Source organism: Amycolatopsis azurea DSM 43854, assembly GCF_001995215.1.
In the GTDB taxonomy this organism is placed as follows: Bacteria; Actinomycetota; Actinomycetes; order Mycobacteriales; family Pseudonocardiaceae; genus Amycolatopsis; species Amycolatopsis azurea.
Map to the genome: position 1 here is coordinate 300520 of NZ_MUXN01000020.1, position 19246 is coordinate 319765.

General features: G+C 69.3%; 16 protein-coding genes. 8 read left to right on the top strand and 8 right to left on the bottom strand.

The window, feature by feature from the left end; all coding sequences use genetic code 11:
- Positions 1-54 precede the first annotated feature (54 nt).
- On the bottom strand, positions 55-2547 hold the full coding sequence (locus B0293_RS26690; protein ID WP_005167932.1) for a polynucleotide kinase-phosphatase: 2493 nt from the start codon (positions 2545-2547) through the stop codon (positions 55-57).
- Positions 2544-3911, bottom strand: a complete 1368-nt coding sequence (locus tag B0293_RS26695) for a 3' terminal RNA ribose 2'-O-methyltransferase Hen1 (protein WP_039919965.1) — start codon at positions 3909-3911, stop codon at positions 2544-2546. Before B0293_RS26695 ends, B0293_RS26690 begins: the two co-directional genes overlap by 4 nt.
- Positions 3912-3974: 63 nt before the next feature.
- Here B0293_RS26695 and B0293_RS26700 point away from each other — a divergent pair, with 63 nt between their 5' ends.
- From B0293_RS26700 to B0293_RS26715, 4 genes are all read left to right on the top strand, one after another.
- Positions 3975-5987 carry a thioredoxin domain-containing protein gene (locus tag B0293_RS26700; protein WP_077241391.1) on the top strand — a complete coding sequence of 671 codons (2013 nt, stop codon included), beginning with the start codon at positions 3975-3977 and terminating at the stop codon, positions 5985-5987.
- A gap of 196 nt (positions 5988-6183) precedes the next feature.
- A complete protein-coding gene (locus B0293_RS26705) occupies positions 6184-6744 on the top strand; it encodes a hypothetical protein (protein ID WP_039920024.1) in 561 nt (186 codons plus the stop codon).
- Positions 6745-6813: 69 nt separating this feature from the next.
- A complete protein-coding gene (locus B0293_RS26710; RefSeq protein ID WP_005168180.1) occupies positions 6814-8169 on the top strand; it encodes a glycoside hydrolase family 28 protein in 1356 nt (451 codons plus the stop codon).
- Between the two features lie 65 nt (positions 8170-8234).
- The gene (locus B0293_RS26715; RefSeq protein WP_005168178.1) at positions 8235-10121 is read left to right on the top strand and encodes an acyl-CoA dehydrogenase family protein; all 1887 of its coding nucleotides are present in this window, start codon (positions 8235-8237) and stop codon (positions 10119-10121) included.
- Here the strand turns inward: B0293_RS26715 and B0293_RS26720 are convergent.
- The 3 genes from B0293_RS26720 to trhA form a co-directional block, all read right to left on the bottom strand.
- The gene (locus tag B0293_RS26720) at positions 10078-10824 is read right to left on the bottom strand and encodes a potassium channel family protein (protein ID WP_005168177.1); all 747 of its coding nucleotides are present in this window, start codon (positions 10822-10824) and stop codon (positions 10078-10080) included. The genes B0293_RS26715 and B0293_RS26720 overlap by 44 nt on opposite strands.
- A gap of 38 nt (positions 10825-10862) precedes the next feature.
- Positions 10863-11234: a pyridoxamine 5'-phosphate oxidase family protein gene (locus B0293_RS26725; RefSeq protein WP_039920026.1), complete on the bottom strand. Its 372-nt coding sequence runs from the start codon at positions 11232-11234 to the stop codon at positions 10863-10865.
- Between the two features lie 177 nt (positions 11235-11411).
- Complete coding sequence (gene trhA / locus B0293_RS26730; RefSeq protein WP_005168173.1) at positions 11412-12053, bottom strand: PAQR family membrane homeostasis protein TrhA; 642 nt, start codon at positions 12051-12053, stop codon at positions 11412-11414.
- Positions 12054-12184: 131 nt separating this feature from the next.
- On the opposite strand from trhA, the gene B0293_RS26735 reads away from it, so the two are divergent.
- Entirely contained in the window at positions 12185-12961 is a 777-nt protein-coding gene (locus tag B0293_RS26735; protein WP_039920022.1) for an isoprenyl transferase, read from the top strand.
- A 59-nt stretch (positions 12962-13020) separates the two neighbouring features.
- Here the strand turns inward: B0293_RS26735 and B0293_RS26740 are convergent, their stop codons facing one another.
- Positions 13021-13269: a hypothetical protein gene (locus B0293_RS26740; protein ID WP_005168170.1), complete on the bottom strand. Its 249-nt coding sequence runs from the start codon at positions 13267-13269 to the stop codon at positions 13021-13023.
- Positions 13270-13996: 727 nt separating this feature from the next.
- Between B0293_RS26740 and B0293_RS26745 the strand changes: the two genes are divergently transcribed.
- On the top strand, positions 13997-15283 hold the full coding sequence (locus B0293_RS26745; protein ID WP_085939790.1) for a PhoH family protein: 1287 nt from the start codon (positions 13997-13999) through the stop codon (positions 15281-15283).
- A gap of 49 nt (positions 15284-15332) precedes the next feature.
- Here the strand turns inward: B0293_RS26745 and guaB1 are convergent, their stop codons facing one another.
- Positions 15333-16772: a GMP reductase gene (guaB1, locus tag B0293_RS26750; RefSeq protein ID WP_005168167.1), complete on the bottom strand. Its 1440-nt coding sequence runs from the start codon at positions 16770-16772 to the stop codon at positions 15333-15335.
- Positions 16773-16807: 35 nt separating this feature from the next.
- On the opposite strand from guaB1, the gene B0293_RS26755 reads away from it, so the two are divergent.
- Complete coding sequence (locus tag B0293_RS26755) at positions 16808-17281, top strand: DUF309 domain-containing protein (RefSeq protein WP_005168165.1); 474 nt, start codon at positions 16808-16810, stop codon at positions 17279-17281.
- A gap of 73 nt (positions 17282-17354) precedes the next feature.
- Entirely contained in the window at positions 17355-18584 is a 1230-nt protein-coding gene (locus B0293_RS26760; RefSeq protein WP_005168163.1) for an NADH:flavin oxidoreductase/NADH oxidase family protein, read from the top strand.
- Here the strand turns inward: B0293_RS26760 and B0293_RS26765 are convergent.
- Complete coding sequence (locus B0293_RS26765; RefSeq protein ID WP_039920019.1) at positions 18528-19229, bottom strand: Pr6Pr family membrane protein; 702 nt, start codon at positions 19227-19229, stop codon at positions 18528-18530. The genes B0293_RS26760 and B0293_RS26765 overlap by 57 nt on opposite strands.
- Positions 19230-19246 lie beyond the last annotated feature (17 nt).

The window sequence follows — 19246 nt, forward strand, 5'->3', positions numbered from 1 at the left end:
TGGGTCCCTCAAGGAGTCCTTCACGGACCGGGCTTGGGATTCAACGGAAGCGGGTCAGAGGCGCGGGTCGACCGGATCCGACTCCAGCGCCAGCACCGCGAACACGCACTCGTGCACCCGCCACAGTGCTTCCCCGCGAGCCAGCCGCTCCAGTGCTTCCAGCCCCAGCGCGTACTCACGTAACGCCAGTGCCCGCTTCCGGTTCAGCCCGCGCTTGCGCAGCCGTTCGAGGTTCTCCGGCAGCGTGTAGTCGGGCCCGTAGATGATCCGCAGGTACTCCCGCCCGCGCACCTTCACGCCCGGTTGCGCCAGCCCGCGCGCGCCGCGCGTCAGGTTCGCCGCCGGTTTGACGACCATGCCCTCGCCGCCCGCGCCGGTCAGGTCCAGCCACCATTCGACGCCGCGAGCCACCGACGCCGGGTCGGTGGTGTCGACGGCGAGTGTCCGCGTCCGGGTGAACAGGTCGCCGGTGAGCCGGTCCAGCCGCGAGAGGTGCCATTCGTGCGGGCGGTCGTGGTACGCGTGCCCTTCCGACGCCAGAATCTGGAACGGCGCCAGCCGGACGCCATCGAGGCCGTCGGTCGGCCAGCAGTAGCGCCGGTACGCCTGCCGGTACGCGTCCACAGTGGACTCACGGGTTCGCGTCCGCGTCAGGAGTTCCGACACGTCGATCCCGCGAGCGGCGGCCCGGTCCAGTGAAGCGACGGCGGCGGGCAGCACGGACTGGGCGGCCGCGCCCACGGCCGCGTACTGGCCCGAGATCAGGGACCCCGCCTTCGCGCTCCATGGCAGCAACTCCGCGTCGAGCAGCAGCCAGCCGGTGTCCAGTTCCTCGAACAGCCCGGCCGACGCCTCCCGGACGCCGGCGAGCAGCCGCACGTTCTGTTCCGGAGCGAAGAACGGCCGCCCGGTACGGGTGTAGACCGCGCCGGGTCCTCGGATCCCGAACCGCGCGGAAGCTACGTCGTCGTCACGGCACACGAGCACGACGGCCCGCGATCCCATGTGCTTCTCTTCGCAGACCACGTGATCGACTCCCGCCGCGCGGAACTCGGCGAAGGCCTCCTCGGGGTGTTCGAGGTAATCGTCCAGGGCCGACGTCGAACACGGCGCCATGGTCGGCGGCAGGTACGGCAGCCAGCGCGGGTCGACGGCGAAGCGGCTCATCACCTCCAACGCGGCGGCCGACTGCTCGGCGGACACCCCGACCCGGCCGTGGTGGCGGGTCTCGACGATCCGCTTCCCGGTGACGTCGCCCAGCTCCAGCACCGCGGGTTCGCGTCCGCCCAATGACCGCCCGGGTTCGAGCGGGCGCGCCGGTTCGTACCAGACCTTCTTCGCCTTCACCGAGACGACTTCCCGCTCCGGGTAACGCAAAGCGGTCAGCTTGCCGCCGAAGACGCAGCCCGTGTCGAGACACATGGTCCCGTTGATCCACTCCGGTTCCAGCGTCGGCGTGTGTCCATAGAGGACCATCGCGGTACCGCGGTAGTCACGCGCCCACGGCAGCCGCACCGGAAGGCCGTACTCGTCGGTCTCGCCGGTGGTGTCGCCGTAGAGCGCGGTGCTCCGCACCCGGCCGGACGCGCGCCCGTGGAACTTCTCGGGCAGACCGGCGTGCGCGACGACGAGCTTGCCACCGTCGAGGACGTAGTGCGCGATGAGCCCGTCACAGAATTCTCGCGCCTTGGCGCGGAAGTCGTCGTCCTGTGCCGAAAGCTGCTCCAGTGACTCCGCGAGGCCGTGCGCCACCTTGACGTTGCGCCCGTTCAGTGCGCGGACCAGTTTCTGTTCGTGGTTGCCGCAGACGACGAGCGCGCTGCCCGCCTCGGCCATGGCCATCACGCGGCGCAGCACGCCCGGCGTGTCGGGGCCGCGGTCGACGAGGTCGCCGACGAACACGGCGGTCCGTCCCTCCGGGTGCACGCCGTCGACGTATCCCAGTTCGGTGAGCAACTGGTCCAGTTCCTCGCGGCAGCCGTGGACGTCACCGATGACGTCGAACGGTCCGGTCAGCTCGCGACGGTCGTTGCGCAGTGGCTCGACGACGATCTCCGCTTCGGCGACCTCGGCGACGCTGCGCAGCACGTGCACGCGGCGGAAACCCTCGCGCTCCAACGACTTCAGCGAGCGGTGCAGTTCGCCGCGCTGACGGCGGACGACGTGCTCGCCGAAGTCGCGGTCCGGCCGGGATTCGTTGCGTTCGTGGCAGACCTTCACCGGCAGGTCCAGCACGATCGCCGTCGGCATGACGTCGTGCTCCCTCGCCAGCTTCAGCAGGCTCGCGCGGGAAGAACGTTGGACGTTCGTCGCGTCGATCACCGTGATCCGGCCCGCTTCGAGCCGCTTCGCCGCGACGTAGTGGAGCACGTCGAAAGCGGCGGCCGACGCGCTCTGGTCGTTCTCGTCGTCGGCCACCAGGCCGCGGAAGTAGTCGCTGGACAGCACCTGGGTCGGCGCGAAATGCGTCCGCGCGAAGGTCGATTTGCCGGAGCCGGAGGCGCCGACGAGCACGACGAGGGACATGTCGGGAATGGTCAGTTTCATGCCACGGCCTCCTTTCGAGACGTGAAGACCGCCATTTGGGTCGGCGGTCCTGATTCCTGGGACTCCTGTCCCACCGGCAGGTGGCGGACGTCGTAGCCGCGCCGGGACGCGACCCCCTCGGCCCATGAGCGGAACTGCTCGCGCGTCCATTCGAAACGGTGGTCGGCGTGCCGGAACTTGCCGTCTTCGAGGAATTCGAAGTGCCGGTTGTACTCGGCGTTCGGCGTCGTGACGAGCACCGTCCGCGGTGCGGCGACGCCGAACACGGCGTGCTCCAGCGCGGGCAGACGCTCCTCGTCGACGTGCTCGATCACCTCCATCAGCACGGCCGCGTCGTATCCGGCCAGCGAAGGATCCGCGTAGGTCAGCGCCGACTGCCGCAGCGTGATCCGGGACTTGTCTTTGAGGCGCTTCTCCGCGATGTCGAGCGCGCTCGCGGACACGTCGACACCGACGATCTCGGTGAACGACGGCTCTTTCTGGAGGACGCGCAGCAGCGCGCCACCGCCGCAGCCGAGGTCGAGCACACGCCGCGCGCCGGCCGCCCGGAGCGCCGCGAGCACACTCCCGTGGCGCTGCACGGCCAGCGGCTCGGGCCTGTCCGGCAGTTCGGTGACGAGCGCTTCGGTCTCGGCGGGCACGTCGTCCGCTTCGGCCAGCTGCGCGAGCGCGTACGACACGATCGGACGACGTCGTTCGAGGTACCGGCTCGTGATGAGGTCCCGTTCCGGATGGCCCGCGAGCCAGCCCTCGCCGACCCGCAGCAGCTTGTCGGCCTCGTCCTGGCCGATCCAGTAGTGCTTGTCGCCGTCGAGAGCGGGCAACAGGACGTACAGGTGCCGCAACGCGTCGACGACGCGCTGGGTCCCGGTCAGCCGGAGGTCGACGTAGCGGGAGTCGCCCCACCGCGGGAATTCGGGATCGAGCGGGATCGTCTTCGTTTCGACCTGCCAGCCCAGCGGTTCGAACAGCTTGTGGACGACCTCGGCGCCGCCGCGCGCGGTCAGTGACGGGACGCGGATCTCCAGCGGGAAGCCTTCGTCGACCAGTTCCGGCCGGTTCGCGCACCGGCCAGCCAGCGCCGTCGTGAAGGCCGCGCGCAGCGCCACCGCCAGATACGAGCCACCCGCGTACGGCCGGTCGTTGACGTACTGGGTCAACGACGTCCCGCCGCCGCGCACGAGGTCGACGGGGTCGATCTCGACCAGCAGCGCGACGGTGCAGCGCTCGTCGGACGCCTCGGGGTAGAAGACGTGCGCCGTCCCGGCCGAGAGCGTGATCGGCTGCGCCTTCTCCGGATGTTTGTGCAGGAGAAAGCCCAGGTCGGTGGCGGGCGTCCGGGTGGTCGTCATGGTCAGCAACACCGCGTCAGTGTCGCGCAGACGGCCGTTCCGCGCGCCCGCTTTTCCGCGTGGGACCCTGGAGGCATGTCGAACCGCCTGAAGGCCGCGACCAGTCCGTACCTGCTGCAGCACGCCGAGAACCCGGTGGACTGGTGGCCTTGGGGCGAGGAAGCGCTGGCCGAGGCGAAACGACGGAACGTGCCGATCCTGCTCTCGGTCGGCTACGCGGCCTGCCATTGGTGCCATGTCATGGCGCACGAGTCCTTCGAGGACGAAGCCACCGCGACGTTGATGAACGCGAACTTCGTCAACATCAAGGTGGACCGCGAAGAGCGCCCGGACATCGACTCGGTGTACATGGCGGCCACGCAGGCGATGACCGGTCAGGGCGGCTGGCCGATGACGTGTTTCCTGACCCCGGAAGGCGAGCCGTTCCATTGCGGCACCTACTACCCGCCGTCGCCGCGGCCCGGGATGCCGTCGTTCTCGCAGCTGCTCGTCGCGGTCGCCGAGGCCTGGGGTGAGCGCCCGGACGAGCTGCGTTCCGGCGCTCAGCAGATCATCGCGCATCTCACGGAGAAGAGCGGCCCGCTTCCCGAGTCCGTTGTGGACGGTGCGGCGATGGCGGCCGCGGTCGCTTCATTGGGCAAGGAGTACGACGCCGAGAGCGGCGGATTCGGGGGAGCGCCGAAGTTCCCGCCGACGATGGCGTTGAACTTCCTGCTCCGCCATCACGAGCGCACCGGTTCCGATCTCGCGTCGGTCGAGCACACGGCCGAGGCGATGGCGCTCGGCGGGCTCAACGACCAGCTCGCCGGTGGCTTCGCGCGCTACTCGGTCGACGCGCGCTGGGAAGTGCCGCACTTCGAAAAGATGTTGTACGACAACGGTTTGCTCCTGCGCTTCTACGCGCAGTTCCACGGCGTGACCGGGTATGAGTACGCGCGGAGGACGGTCGAGGAGACCGCGGAGTTCCTGCTTCGCGACCTCGGGACAGCCGAAGGCGGGTTCGCCGCTTCGCTCGACGCGGACACCGACGGCGTCGAGGGGCTCACCTATGTCTGGACTCCCGCGCAGCTCGCCGAGGTGCTCGGCGAGGAAGACGGGGCTTGGGCGGCCGAGCTGTTCCAGGTGACCGAGCGGGGCAACTTCGAGCACGGCGCGTCGACCCTGCGGCTGCGTGAACCGCATCCAGAGGACGAAACGCGTTACGAACGGGTCCGTCGCGCGCTGCTGGCCGCGCGGAACGGACGTCCCCAGCCCGCCCGCGACGACAAGGTCATCGCCGCGTGGAACGGGCTCGCGATCGGCGCGCTCGCCAAAGCGGGCTCGCGCCTTGATCGTCCACAGTGGATCGAAGCGGCCGCCCGCGCCGCGGCTTTCCTGATGGACACCCATTTCGTCGACGGACGGCTGCGCCGGACCTCGCGCGACGGCGTCGTCGGCACGACCGCCGGGGTGCTGGAGGACTACTCGTGCCTCGCCGAAGGGCTGCTCGAACTCCACCAGGTGACCGGGGAACCGCGCTGGCTCGCTGACGCGATCACCCTGCTGGATCTGGCTTTGGCGCATTTCGACGTCCCGGAGTCGCCGGGGGCCTACTACGACACGGCCGACGACGCGGAAGTCCTGGTGCAGCGGCCGTCCGACCCGACCGACAACGCGAGCCCGTCGGGGGCTTCGGCGCTGGCGAACGCGTTGCTGACCGCCTCCGTGCTCGCCGGGCACGACCAGGTGGGCCGCTATCGCGAGGCGGCCGAGCAGGCGCTGGCGCGCGCGGGACGGCTCGCCGCCCACGCGCCGCGGTTCGCCGGGCACTGGCTGACGGTCGCCGAAGCCGCGGCCGCCGGCCCGGTCCAGGTGGCCGTCGCCGGGCCGGACGCCGCTTCTCGTGCGGATCTGCTCGCCGCGGCCGTCGCTTCGCTGCCGGACGGCGCCGTCGTCGTGAGCGGGGCTCCCGACGCGGACGGCGTGCCGCTGCTCGCCGGCCGGCCGCTGGTCGAGGGCGCCGCCGCCGCTTACGTGTGCCGGGGGTACGTGTGCGAGCGGCCGGTCACGACGGCGGAGGACCTGCGCGCGCAGCTCAGGGCCGGGTAGTCGTGAGTGTTTTGGGTCGTTCTAACGACACAAAACACTCACGACCCGCTGTACCGAAGGTGTCCACGCAGGTCATGGGGTTTCGCCGGGGGAGAACACGCCTGACTTCCAATCATTGCGCGCGTAGCGTCGGTAGCGTTGTAATCATGTAATCGCGGAGGCGAGCATGCACACCTACTTCAGGACGGCGAGACATATGGGACGCGGTGGCTGGAAGGGCCGGGGCGGCTGGCAGCAGGCGGAGATCCCGTCGGCGGACGACGCGGCGGCGTGGTTCGGCGGGCGGTTGCCGGAGGGCTGGTTCACCGGGGACCCCGAGGTCACGGTGGATCGCGAAGAGATCGTCATCGTCGGCGAGCTCCAGCCGCTCGGCGGCGAATACGCCGACGACGCCGCTCGTGCGGCGGCCGAGGACGGCCGGATCAGCCGGTTCCGCGAGGAGACCCGCGACGAGCGGATCGAGATCGCGCGCCAGGCCGAGCACCGGTATCAGCGCAAGGTCGCCTGGGGCGCGAGCCTCGGCGGCACGCGGCACCTGTTCACCACGCATTCGGCGCCGGTCATGACCAGGCTGCGGCAGCCCGAACGCCTGGTCCTCGACACCCTCGTCGACGCCGGTGTCGCGCGGTCGCGGTCGGAGGCGCTGGCCTGGGCCGTCCGGCTGGTCGGCGAGCACGCGGACACCTGGCTCGCCGAACTCCGGGAGGCGATGACCAAGGTCGACGATCTCCGCTCACAGGGACCGGACCTTTCCTGACACCAGGGGCCCCACCTAGAGTCGGGATTCCGCCGTCTTCACCGAAGTCCTCTTGCGAAAGAAGGCGTCATGGACGGCAGATTCTCCCGGCGTTGGCTGATCAAGGGCGGTCTCGTGGTGGCCGCGAGCCCCTTGCTCGCGCCCACCGCCTCGGCGGCCCCGGTCCTTCCCTGGCCCGCCGCCAACGACATCGTCGCGCGGACGAAACGTCCGGTCTTCCCGGACCGGACGTTCTCCGTGCTCGATTTCGGCGCCAAAGGCGACGGGAAGACCGATAACTCGGCCGCGATCAAGAAGACGATCGAGACGGCCAACGCGCGTGGCGGCGGCCACGTCGTCGTGCCGAAAGGCACCTTCGTCACCGGCGCGGTGTACCTCAAGAGCAACGTGGACCTGCACCTCGACGCGGGCGCGGTGCTCAAGTTCGGCTCCGACGCCTCGAAGTTCCCGAACGTGCTCACCCGCTACGAGGGCATCGAGTGCGTCAACCGGTCGCCGATGATCTACGCGTACAAGGAATCCGACATCGCGGTGACCGGGCGGGGCACGCTCGACGCCGCTGATACGGCTTCCTGGAACAAGGGCAAGGACCGCGAGTACCTGGAATCCCTGGTGGCCAAGGGAGTCCCGCCGGAGAAACGGATCGTTCCCGGCTCCGGGCACGCCATGCGGTCCACGTTCGTCGAGCCGTACGCGTGCGACACCGTGCTCATCCAGGGCGTCACACTGAAGAACCCGGTGTTCTGGCAGCTGCACCCCACGCTGTGCCGCAACGTCACGATCGACGGCGTCCGCACGGACGCGAGCACCGCGCACTCCAACACCGACGCGTGTGACCCCGAGTCCTGCGACCACGTCGTGATCGTGAACTCCCACCTCGGCGCGCACGACGACAACATCGCGCTCAAAGCGGGCAGGGACGCCGACGGGCGCCGGGTCGGGGTGCCGTGCCGGAACATCGTCGTCGCGAACTGCGTGATGGACGGCAACTGGGGCGCGATCACCTGCGGGAGCGAGCAGACCGGCGGCATCAGCGACGTCTACGCGTACAAGCTCACGGTCACCGGCGAGACGAAGTACGCGCTGTACGTCAAGTCGAACACCCTGCGCGGCGGGTTCACCGAGAACGTCAATCTCGACAGAGTCTCCGGCACGTTCGCCCGCTCGTTCGCGTACGTCCTGCCGGATTACAACGGTCAGACCGGCGCGTACGTCCCGCGGTTCGGGCCGTTCACCATCAGCGACTCCGCGAGCACGAAATGCGGGCAGGCGGCGTTCGACGTCCGGGGGTTGCCCAACTCACACGTTCGGGGCCTGCGGGTGAGCGATTGCCGCTTCGACGGCGTCGCTAGCACGGAGAACACCCTGGACCACGTCGACGACCTGCGGTTCGTGAACACGACGATCAACGGGAAGCCGGTCTGATTCGTGCTGCGTCCGCCGATGCGGTGCGGCAGGCTGAGGTCAGAACGCACCGCATCGGAGGAATCGTGGACACACCAGGACTTCCCGCGAAGATCGACCCGGACGCGCTGACCACCGTCCTCGATGGACGGTGGGCCGGGCTTCGCCGCGCGGTGCGCGCGCAGATGGCGGCGGAGGACTTCAAGGATCCCGTCGATCTCGACGTCGAAGCGCACCGCGCCCAGGTGCTCGAGTGGTTGCGCAAGCTCGCCGAAACCGACCGCCCGGGTCTCGGTTTCGACCCGGCGTACGGCGGGGGCGGCGACGTCGGCGGCTCGGTGATGTCGTTCGAGATGCTGGGCTTCGGCGACCTCTCGCTGATGGTCAAGGCCGGTGTCCAATGGGGCCTGTTCGGCGGCGCGGTGCAGTTGCTCGGCACCGAACGCCACCACGAGCGCTACCTGCGCGAGATCAAGGACCTGGACCTGCTGGGCTGTTTCGCGATGACCGAGCACGGTCACGGCTCGGACGTCCAGCACCTGCGCACCACCGCGACCTACGATCCGGCCACGCGCGAGTTCGTCGTGCACACACCGGACCGGGGCGCGATGAAGGAGTACATCGGCAACGCCGCCCGCGACGGCGAACTCGCGGTGGTGTTCGCGCAGCTGATCACCGGCGGGGAGTCGCGCGGCGTGCACGCGTTCGTGGTGCCGATCCGCGGCGAGCACGCGAACGGCGTCGAGATCGAGGACTGCGGCCGCAAGGCGGGTCTCAACGGCGTCGACAACGGGCGGCTCACCTTCACCCAGGTGAGGGTTCCGCGCGAGGCGCTGCTCAACCGGTTCGGTGACGTCGCCGAGGACGGGACGTACACGAGCCCGATCGAGAGCGACGGCCGCCGGTTCTTCACGATGCTGGGCACGCTCATCCGCGGCCGGGTCAGCGTCGCGGGCAGCGCCGGCAGCGCGACGAAACGCGCGCTGGCGCTGGCCGTCCGATACGGCGAGCAGCGTCGTCAGTTCGCGCGGCCGGACGGCGACGAGGTCGTGATCCTCGACTATCGCGCGCACCAACGGAAACTGCTGCCCGCGCTGGCGACGTCGTACGCGCTGCACTTCGCGCAGGAAGCCCTCGTCGCGACGCTGAACGACATCGCCGAGGACGCGCCGGAGGAGGAGCAGCGGGAGCTGGAGTCGCGCGCGGCCGGGATCAAGGCCGTCTCGACCTGGCACGCGACGGCGACCATCCAGGCCGCTCGTGAGGCGTGCGGCGGCTCCGGCTATCTGTCGGAGAACCTGCTCGCCGGGCTGAAAGCCGACACGGACGTCTTCACCACCTTCGAGGGTGACAACACCGTGCTGTTGCAGCTGGTCGCGAAGGGCCTGCTGACCAGCTACAAGGACCATTTCGAGGACCTGAGCCCGCTCGCGACCGCGCGGTTCGTGGCGGAGCAGTTCGTCGAGGCCGTGATCGAACGGACGTCCGCGCGCAAGGTCGTCGAGCGGCTCACCGACGCCGACGACAGCGACGTGCTGTACTCGCGCGAATGGCATCTGAAGCTGTTCGAAGACCGCGAAGAGCACGTACTCGGCGGGGTCGCGCAGCGTCTGCGTAAGGCCGCTTCGGATCCCTTCGGTGTCTTCAACGACGCGCAGGATCACGTGCTGCGCGCCGGGCGAGTACACGTCGACAGGGTGGTGCTGGAGGCGTTCATCGGCGCCATCGAGCGCTGTGCCGATGCTGAGGCTCGCGAGCTGCTGGAGCGGGTCTGCGACCTCTACGCGCTCGCGAACATCGAGGCGGACCGGGGCTGGTTCCTCGAACACGGGCGCCTGACCTCCGGCCGCTCGAAGGCCGTCACCGCCGCGGTGAACGCGTTGTGCGCCGACCTGCGCCCGCACGCGCGCACCCTCGTCGACGCCTTCGCTATCCCCGAGCAGTACCTAGCGGCTCCGATGCTTCGGGACTGACCCCGGCGCGCTGCTCGGCGAGCTCGGCCCGCAACGCCTTGACCTCGCGGGTCAGCTCGTCGAGATGCTCGCGGGTGACGGCCTGCGCGTTCTCGTCGGCCTCGGTCACCCGGCGGATCAGCCACGACGCCAGGGTCGCGGTGACCACACCGAGCAGCGCGATCCCGGCCACCATCAGCCCGACCGCGACGACGCGGCCGGTGCCGCTGATGGGGTAGCGATCGCCGTAGCCGACCGTGGTGATCGTCGTGATGGACCACCACACCGCGTCCGGGAAGTCGGTGATCGGCGCGTCCGGCTGAGTGCGTTCGGCGTCGAGCACGGCGAGCGCCGAACAGAACACGATCAGCGCCGTCGCGCCCACCGTGTAGACCACGACGCGGCCGCGCAGCGACAGGCCGGCGTTGCGGTTGAGGACGTTGAGCACCGTGACCAGCCGGAGCAGCCGCAGCTGCCGGATCAGCGGGAGCACGATGATCACCAGGTCGAAGATGTTGCTCTTGAGGAAGGCCTGTTTGTCCTCGGCGTGCTTGAGGCGGACGCCGTAGTCCAGGGCGAAGACCGCCCAGGCGACCCAGGTGACGACCTCGCACCAGACCCGGCCGGTCTGCCCCAGCGAGGGTTGCAGGATCGGCCAGGCGTAGGCGGCCAGGAACAGCATGGCGGCGGCGTTGAGCGGCCACTCCATCCGCTTCTCCCACATCGGACGACTCCTCACCTGGCCTTTTCCAGGTGGGTACGTTAAGCGATGTCGAGGGCTGTTCCATAGAGTTTCTCGGCTTTAAGGGTGATGTAGAGCCTTCGCTCGCCTTCGGGTGTTCGCGTGACTTCGGAGAGTTCCGTTTTTCCTTCCACGACCGCGAATTTCCAGTGGTCGGCGCTGGAGACGTAGAGCGAAGCGGTGGGGTTGTTACGGAGCTGCTTGACCTTGAGGCGGTCTTCGGTCGTGCTGACCCGGATCTCCCGGGTCTCGGGGTCCCAGGTGTAGACGACCGTGGAGAGGTGCGGGCGGCCGTCGCGCTTGAGGGTCGCGAGGGCGCCGAAGGTGTGCTCGGCGATGAAGGCGCTGAGGGCCGCGTCGTCGAGGGCGCGGGGTGGAACGTTCTTGGTCATGGTGGTGATCATGACCGGGGTTCCGGGGCGCCGGAAGAAGGCACTTTCTTGTGCCAGAGGGAACACGCGTGTGTCCGTCCAGGTCACCGGCTTCGTACCCCTCTGAAGTACATGAAGGCCCCCTTCCTTGCGCCTAGCGCAAGGAAGGGGGCCTTCATGTACTTGGTAAAAGCCCTGCTAGGCGTACATCGCCAGCCAGATCGCGATGTAGTGCGAGACCGCGGCCAGCACCGTGCACGCGTGGAAGTACTCGTGATACCCGAAGGTGTCCGGGAAGTGGTTCGGCCACTTGACGGCGTAGAACACCGCGCCCAGCGTGTAGAACAGGCCGCCCACGCAGAGCAGCACGAGTGCCGCGACGCCGGCGTGCGCGCCCAGTTCGGGCAGGACGAAGACGGCGACCCAGCCCAGTGCGATGTAGATCGGCACGCCGAGCCAGCGGGGCGCGTTCGGCCACAGCATCTTCAGGGTGACGCCGCCGATCGCGCCGCCCCAGACGATGGCCAGCACGATGTACCCGGTCGGCTGGGACATCGCCAGAAGGGTGAACGGCGTGTAAGTGCCCGCGATGAACAGGAAGATCATCGAATGGTCGGCGCGCTTCATCCATTCGTATGCTCGTGGGCTCCACAAGCGACGGTGGTAGAGCGCGCTGACGCCGAAGACGCCGAGCACGGTCAGGCCGTAGACCGAAGTGGATAAAGCGGCTATAGGCGACACAGTGGACGCCGCGAGGCTGATGAGGGCCGCGGCTCCGGCGACAGCGCCGAAGAAGGACCAGAAGTGGAGGTGGCCCCGAAGGCGAGGACGCGTGTCCACCAAGGGCGTGGGGCCGGACGGCTGGGGTTCGGTCTCTACGCTCACTCAGCCAGGTTACGGCACCGTAGGTTTTTTACCAGTGTCCGTGGCGCGTCCCACTGGGGCTCGCGGGGTGACTAGTCTCCACTGGCGTGAGTCTTCGGTCCTTCTTGTCAGACGTCGTGTACAGCGCCTACGGCAGGCGCCTGATCCAGCAGGCCAAGGGGCGCCATCCACGCCACATCGCCATCATGCTGGACGGGAACCGCCGCTGGGCGCGCGAAGCGGGCTTCACCGACGTCGCCGACGGCCATCGCGCCGGCGCCAAGAAGATCGCGGACTTCCTGAGCTGGTGCAACGAGGCCGATGTCGAGGTCGTCACCATGTGGCTGCTCTCGACCGACAACCTCGGCCGCGCGGCCGAGGAACTGAGCCCGTTGCTGAAGATCATCACCGACGTCACCGACGAGCTCGCCGCGCCGCAGACGCCCTGGCGGCTCCGCATCGTGGGAGCCCTTGACCTGCTGCCGCCGGAGGTCGCGAAGGCCCTCAGCGCGGCCGCGGAACGCACCGAGGGGCGTTCCGGGATGGAGGTCAACGTCGCGGTCGGTTACGGAGGACGCCAGGAGATCGCCGACGCGGTCCGCAAACTGCTACTCCAGCACGCCGACGAGGGGACCTCGATCCGCGAACTCGCGAAGATCCTGGACGTCGACCACATCTCCGAACACATGTACACCTCGGGCCAGCCGGATCCGGATCTTATTATCCGCACCTCGGGTGAGCAGCGGCTTTCCGGATTTCTGCTCTGGCAATCGGCGCATTCGGAATTCTGGTTCACCGAAGCTTATTGGCCCGCATTTCGCCGGGTCGATTTCCTGCGCGCCATGCGCGATTACGCGTGGCGGCATCGGCGCTTCGGTTCCTGACCCGCGCAAGACGAAGGCCCCGGCGTGCACTCCGGGGCCTTCGACGTCCACACTGAAGATCAGTGGTGGTGGTGCTCCAGCGAGTGGGCCAGCAGCGACGGGGTCAGGACGACACCCGTGTAGGCACCGGCGACCAGCGAGGCAGCGCCGTAGCCCAGCGCGCCACCGCCCTCGATGAACGTGTTGTAGGCGTCGCCGAACGTCGGGTCCGGGGTGCCGGTGGTGTCGCCGGTGGCGGCGAACGCGGTCCCGCCGACCATCATGATGCCCGCGGCGACGGCGGAAACGAAACCAGCCTTCTTCAGCACTTCGCACTCCTAGGTAGAGATATTCAGGGGGTCGGGGGCACCGATTCCGGTGGGGGTGTCCCGCAGTGAGAAAATTACTCGCTATTCAAGCTCTGTGACCGTCTGGTAAGCCCATTGTGTGAGCCGAAAAAGGTTCATTTCACTCGGTCCGGTTCTCTGTCTCGGGCACAAAATGCGACCCGCTACCAAGCGTGGTAGAACCTTCGCTTCCATCAGGTGAACGCCCTCTGTCGCGTTAATCCATCCGGGTCGCGTCAACGAGCGTCCCTGAATGGAGATCATCACTACCCAGGGTGATGGTGACGAGGCGTTGATGTCACGCGACCGACAGTGAGATGACGGTTTGGCGAATCACCGTGGTGGCTGCCTGCGCGATCGGCCGGACGCAGGTACCTTCCGAAAGTGAGGGTTCGCGTCCCATGCGGACTCTCGCGGGAGGCCCTGGTCGTGGCGGTTGTCGACAGGGCGGCTGAGCCGCCCAGTGGATGCACGAGGGGGCCGGCACCCGGCCCTCGCGGCCGTGCCGACTGACGTCGAAGGCGTCAGAAGGAGCGGTTAGCCAGGGAGGTGCCCGGCCCAGCGAGTGCGGGCGTGGTGCCACGCCCACGAGGGAGATGCCGTCGTGACTGCGCAGCGTTCACCCCGCAAGGCCTCTGGCCGTTCTTCGACCGGTGCCTCTGGCCCGGAGAAAGCCTCGATCTCGCCCGAATCCCAGCGGTCCACTTACGTGCTCGACACGTCGGTCCTGCTCTCTGACCCCTGGTCGGTGACCCGTTTCGCCGAACACGCGGTCGTGCTCCCGCTGGTCGTCATCAGTGAACTGGAGGCGAAACGTCACCACCCCGAGCTGGGGTGGTTCGCGCGCGAAGCGCTTCGCATGCTCGACGACCTGCGTCGTCAGCACGGCAGGCTCGACGCGCCGATCCCGATCGGTGAGCACGGCGGCACCCTGCAGGTGGAGTTGAACCACTCCGATCCCACGGTGCTCCCGGTCGGTTTCCGCACCGACTCCAACGACCACCGCATCCTCGCCTGTGCGCTCAACCTGGCGGCGGAACGCGCGTCGGTCACGCTGGTGACGAAGGACATCCCCCTGCGGGTCAAGGCGGGCGCCGTCGGTCTCGAAGCCGACGAGTACCGCGCGCAGGAGGTGACGCCTTCGGGCTGGACGGGGATGGCGGACCTGGACGTCCCGCAGACCCTGATCGACGCGCTGTTCAGCGGGTCTTCCGTGGATCCGGCCGAGTTCGGGATGCCCGAGGTCGGCGAGATGCCCTGCCACACGGGCCTCCGGCTGCTCGCGGGCAGTTCGAGCGCGCTGGGCCGGGTCACCGCGGACAAGCGGATCCGGCTCGTGCGGGGTGACAAGGAGGCGTTCGGCCTGCACGGCCGCTCGGCCGAACAGCGGGTGGCGCTGGATCTCCTGCTGGATTCCGACGTCGGCATCGTCTCGCTGGGCGGCCGCGCCGGAACCGGCAAGTCGGCGCTCGCGCTCTGCGCGGGCCTGGAATCGGTGATGGAGCGCCGTCAGCACCGCAAGGTCGTGGTCTTCCGGCCGGTGTACGCGGTCGGCGGCCAGGAACTGGGTTACCTGCCCGGTTCCGAGAGCGAGAAGATGCAGCCGTGGGCGCAGGCGGTGTTCGACACCCTCGGCGGGCTGGTCAGCCAGGACGTCCTCGACGAGGTCTTCGACCGCGGCATGCTCGAGGTGCTCCCGCTGACCCACATCCGCGGCCGGTCGCTGCACGACACGTTCGTCATCGTCGACGAGGCGCAGTCCTTGGAGCGCAACGTGCTCCTGACCGTGCTCTCGCGGCTCGGCACGGCCTCACGGGTCGTGCTCACACATGACGTCGCGCAGCGTGACAACCTGCGGGTCGGACGGCACGACGGCGTTTCGGCGGTGATCGAGAAGCTCAAGGGTCACCCGCTGTTCGCGCATGTCACGCTGACCCGGTCCGAGCGCTCGCCGATCGCGGCGCTCGTCACCGAGATGCTGGAGGACCACGGATAGCCGAACCGGAGGAGTCCCCTTAGGACAGTCCTGAGGGGACTCCCCGGGGTCACCAGCCGGACGGCAGCGGACGCCCTTCCGCGAAGCCGGCGGCGGACTGGATGCCGAGCAGCGCGCGCTCGTGGAACTCCTCCAGTGTCCGGGCGCCCGCGTACGTGCAGGCGGACCGGACGCCGGAACCGATGGAGTCGAGCAGATCCTCGACGCCGGGGCGGGCCGGGTCCAGCGCCATCCGCGACGCCGAGATGCCTTCTTCGAACAGGCCCTTCTTGGCGCGCTCGAAGACGTTGTCCGTGCGCGTGCGGGCGCCGACGGCGCGCTTCGACGCCATGCCGAACGATTCCTTGTACGGCCTGCCCTGCTCGTCGTACCGCAGGTCTCCGGGGGATTCGTGGGTGCCGGCGAACCATGAGCCGACCATCGCCGCGGACGCGCCCGCGGCCAGCGCGAGCGCGACGTCGCGCGGATGCCGCACGCCGCCGTCCGCCCAGACGTGCTTGCCCAGTTCCCTGGCCGCGGCGGCGCATTCGGCGACGGCGGAGAACTGCGGGCGGCCGACGCCGGTCATCATCCGCGTCGTGCACATGGCGCCGGGGCCGACGCCGACCTTGACGACGTCCGCGCCCGCGTGGATCAGGTCGCGCGTGCCCTCGGCGGTGACCACGTTCCCGGCGACCACCGGAACGCGCGGGCTGACCGACCGGACGGCCTTGAGCGCGGAGATCATCTTCTCCTGGTGGCCGTGCGCGGTGTCGACGACCAGCACGTCGACGCCCGCCGCGAGGACGGCCTCGGCCTTCGCCGCGACGTCGCCGTTCACGCCGATCGCGGCTGCGACGCGCAGGCTGCCGCCGTCGTCGACGGCCGGGGTGTAGATCTCCGCGCGCAGCGCCGCGATCTCGGTCAGGACGCCCGCGAGCCTGCCGTTCTCGTCGATGCCGAGCGCGAGGCGGCCGCCGTGGTCGTGCAGGCGCTCGAACACCTCACGCGGCGGGGTGTCCAGCGCGACCGTGACGAGCGCGGGTTCCGCGACGTCGCCGAGCCGCGCGAAGCGGTCGACACCGGCGCAGGCCGCTTCGTCGACGACGCCGACCGGCTTGCCGTCCTCGTCCACGACGACGACGGCGCCGTGGGCGCGTTTGCCGACCAGGTTCAGCGCGTCCGCCACCGCGTCCCCGCCGGTCAGCACGAGCGGGGTGTCCCACACGGTGTGACGGCTCTTGACCCAGGTGACGATTTCGGCGACCGCGGTGGCGTCGACGTCCTGCGGCAGGACCACGAGCCCGCCGCGCCGGGCGACCGTCTCGGCCATCCGTCGGCCCGCGACGGCGGTCATGTTGGCCACCACGATCGGGATCGTCGCGCCGGTTCCGTCCACTGTGGACAGGTCGACGTCGAAGCGGGACTCCACGTCCGAACGGTTCGGCAACAGGAACACGTCGTCGTAGGTCAGGTCGTGAGCGGGCCGGTGCCCGTCGAGAAAGCGCACGAGTCACCAGGATACCCGCGTGGGACAATGTCGGCATGACCGACCGGGACCGTGACGAAGCCGGACGAGCCCGCAACGCGCGCCCTCGGGACGGTCTCGGCAGGCCGCTCCCGTACGGCGCCGACGGGGTGGAACGGCAGCCGGAGGGCATCGAACGCAGCCCCGAGAACACCATCGCCGAGGCTCAGCGCCTGCTCGACGCGGGTCGGCCGTTCCACGCGCACGAGGTGTTCGAGGACGCCTGGAAGGCGACCGACGGGCCGGACCGGGAGCTGTGGCGCGGTCTCGCGCAGCTCGCCGTCGGCCTGACCCACGCGGCCAGGGGGAACGGGAACGGCGCGGCGTCGCTGCTGGAGCGCGGCGCGGTCAACATCGAGCCGTTCCGCGAGGCCCGGCCGCACGGGATCGACATCCCGGGGCTGCAGGCCTGGGCGCGGGCGATGGCCGACGAGGTGAAGGTGCGTGTGCGGGTCGAGCCGGTCGCGCCCCGCCTGCTGGGCACGCCTTGAGTACTCGACATACCGCGAGTATGTTACTTCGAGTAGGGATACTGCTCAGTAGGTAACGGCGGGAGAGGCGCGGATGAGCGAGCCCAAGGAACTGCTGGCCGAGCCGCTGAAACTGCGGTGCGGCGCGACCCTGCCGAACCGGCTGGCCAAGGCCGCGCTGAGCGAGCAGCTCGGCGACCGCCGCAACCGGCCGACCGCCGAACTGGCCGAGTTGTACCGGACCTGGTCCCGAGGTGGCGCCGGAACGCTGATCACCGGCAACGTCATGGTCGATCCGACGGCGCTCGGTGAACCGCGCAACGTCGCGGTGCCCCGGGAGCCGGACGCGACCGGGTTCAAGCCGTGGGCACGGTCGGCGGACGGGACCGAGACCCGGTTGTGGGTCCAGCTCAATCACCCCGGCCGTCAGAGCCCGCGCTTCCTCTCCCGTCAGCCGGTCGCGCCGTCGGCGGTTCCGTTCGGCGACCGCGGCATCCGTTCGGTGTTCGCGACGCCCCGGGCACTGACCGTCGACGAGATCGAAGCGATCATCGACCGATTCGGCGTGGCCGCGCGAACCGTCGTCGAAGCGGGATTCGCCGGTGTCCAGATCCACGGCGCGCACGGCTATCTCGTCTCGCAGTTCCTTTCGCCACTGACCAACCAGCGCACCGACGGCTGGGGCGGCGACGCTCTCCGGCGGCGCCGCTTCCTGCTCGAAGTCGTCGCCCGCGTGCGCGCCGAGGTCGGCGACGGCGTGCCGATCGCGGTCAAGCTCAACAGCGCGGACTTCCAGCGTGGCGGCTTCAGCGAGGAGGAATCGCTCGAAGTCGTCCGCGAACTGGGCGAAGCGGGCATCGACCTGCTGGAAGTCTCCGGTGGCACCTACGAGAAGGCCGCCATGATGGGCTCCGCGAAAGCCAGCACGGCCAGCCGCGAGGCCTACTTCCTCGACTACGCCGCGAAAGCGCGGCAGGTGACCGACGTCGCGCTGATGGTCACCGGTGGTTTCACCAGCCCGGAGGGGATGGCGGACGCGCTGCGCACCGGGGCGCTGGACGTCATCGGTCTCGGCAGGCCGTTGGTCGTCGATCCGGCGCTGCCCGGCCGTCTGCTGGGCGGGGAGGACGTCCGCGCGCGGCGCACGGCCCCGAAGACCGGGATCCGGCTGGCCGACAGCCTGCTCGAGATCCAGTGGCACACCCAGCAGATGCACCGCGTGGCCGCCGGGAAGCCGGTGGACCGGCGCCTCGGCGCGGTGCGGACGCTAGTACGGGCCGGCGTCGCGGATCCGTTCAACGCCTTCCGCCGGGTCCGGGGCTAAGTAGTCGTCGGTGTCGTCGCGGCGGCCGAACGTGCGGTCGAAGCCGACCGCGGCCGCCGCGAGGCCGATGAACAGCACGCCGATCAGCACGCAGTTGAACGCGACGCCGCCGTAGCCGTTGATACCCGGATCGACGAACGGGTACGGGTAGAACCCGATGATCGCGCCGCGCACCAGCGTGACCGCGAGCCAGATCAGCGGGTACAGCAGCGACCACCACAGGACCCGCCACGACAACTGCCCGCGCGGCCCGAACAGCAGCCAGCCCGCGACGCACATCAGCGGCGACACCTTGTGCAGCATCGTGTCGGCGAACTGGGCCCAGCCGTGCAGTTCGTAGAGGTCGGCGAGCGCGACCTGGAAGACGACGCCGGTTACGATGATGCCGACGAGGCCGGTGAGCCGCAGCACGCCGAACAGGGTCGACCGGCCGGCGACGCCGAGCGCGAGCAGCAGGCTGCCGATGCCGACCAGGATGTTCGAGTCGATGGTGAAGAAGGCCAGCAGGTTGGCCACCCGCCCGGCCGGGGTGTGGAAGGTGCCGCCCTCGGTGCCCGCCGAGACCGGGATCTGGGCGGCCAGGCCGGCGATCACCACCAGCGCGGTCGCGCCGAACCAGGCGCGCGCGATCTTGGAAGCCTGCATTCCGCCTACTTTATGGG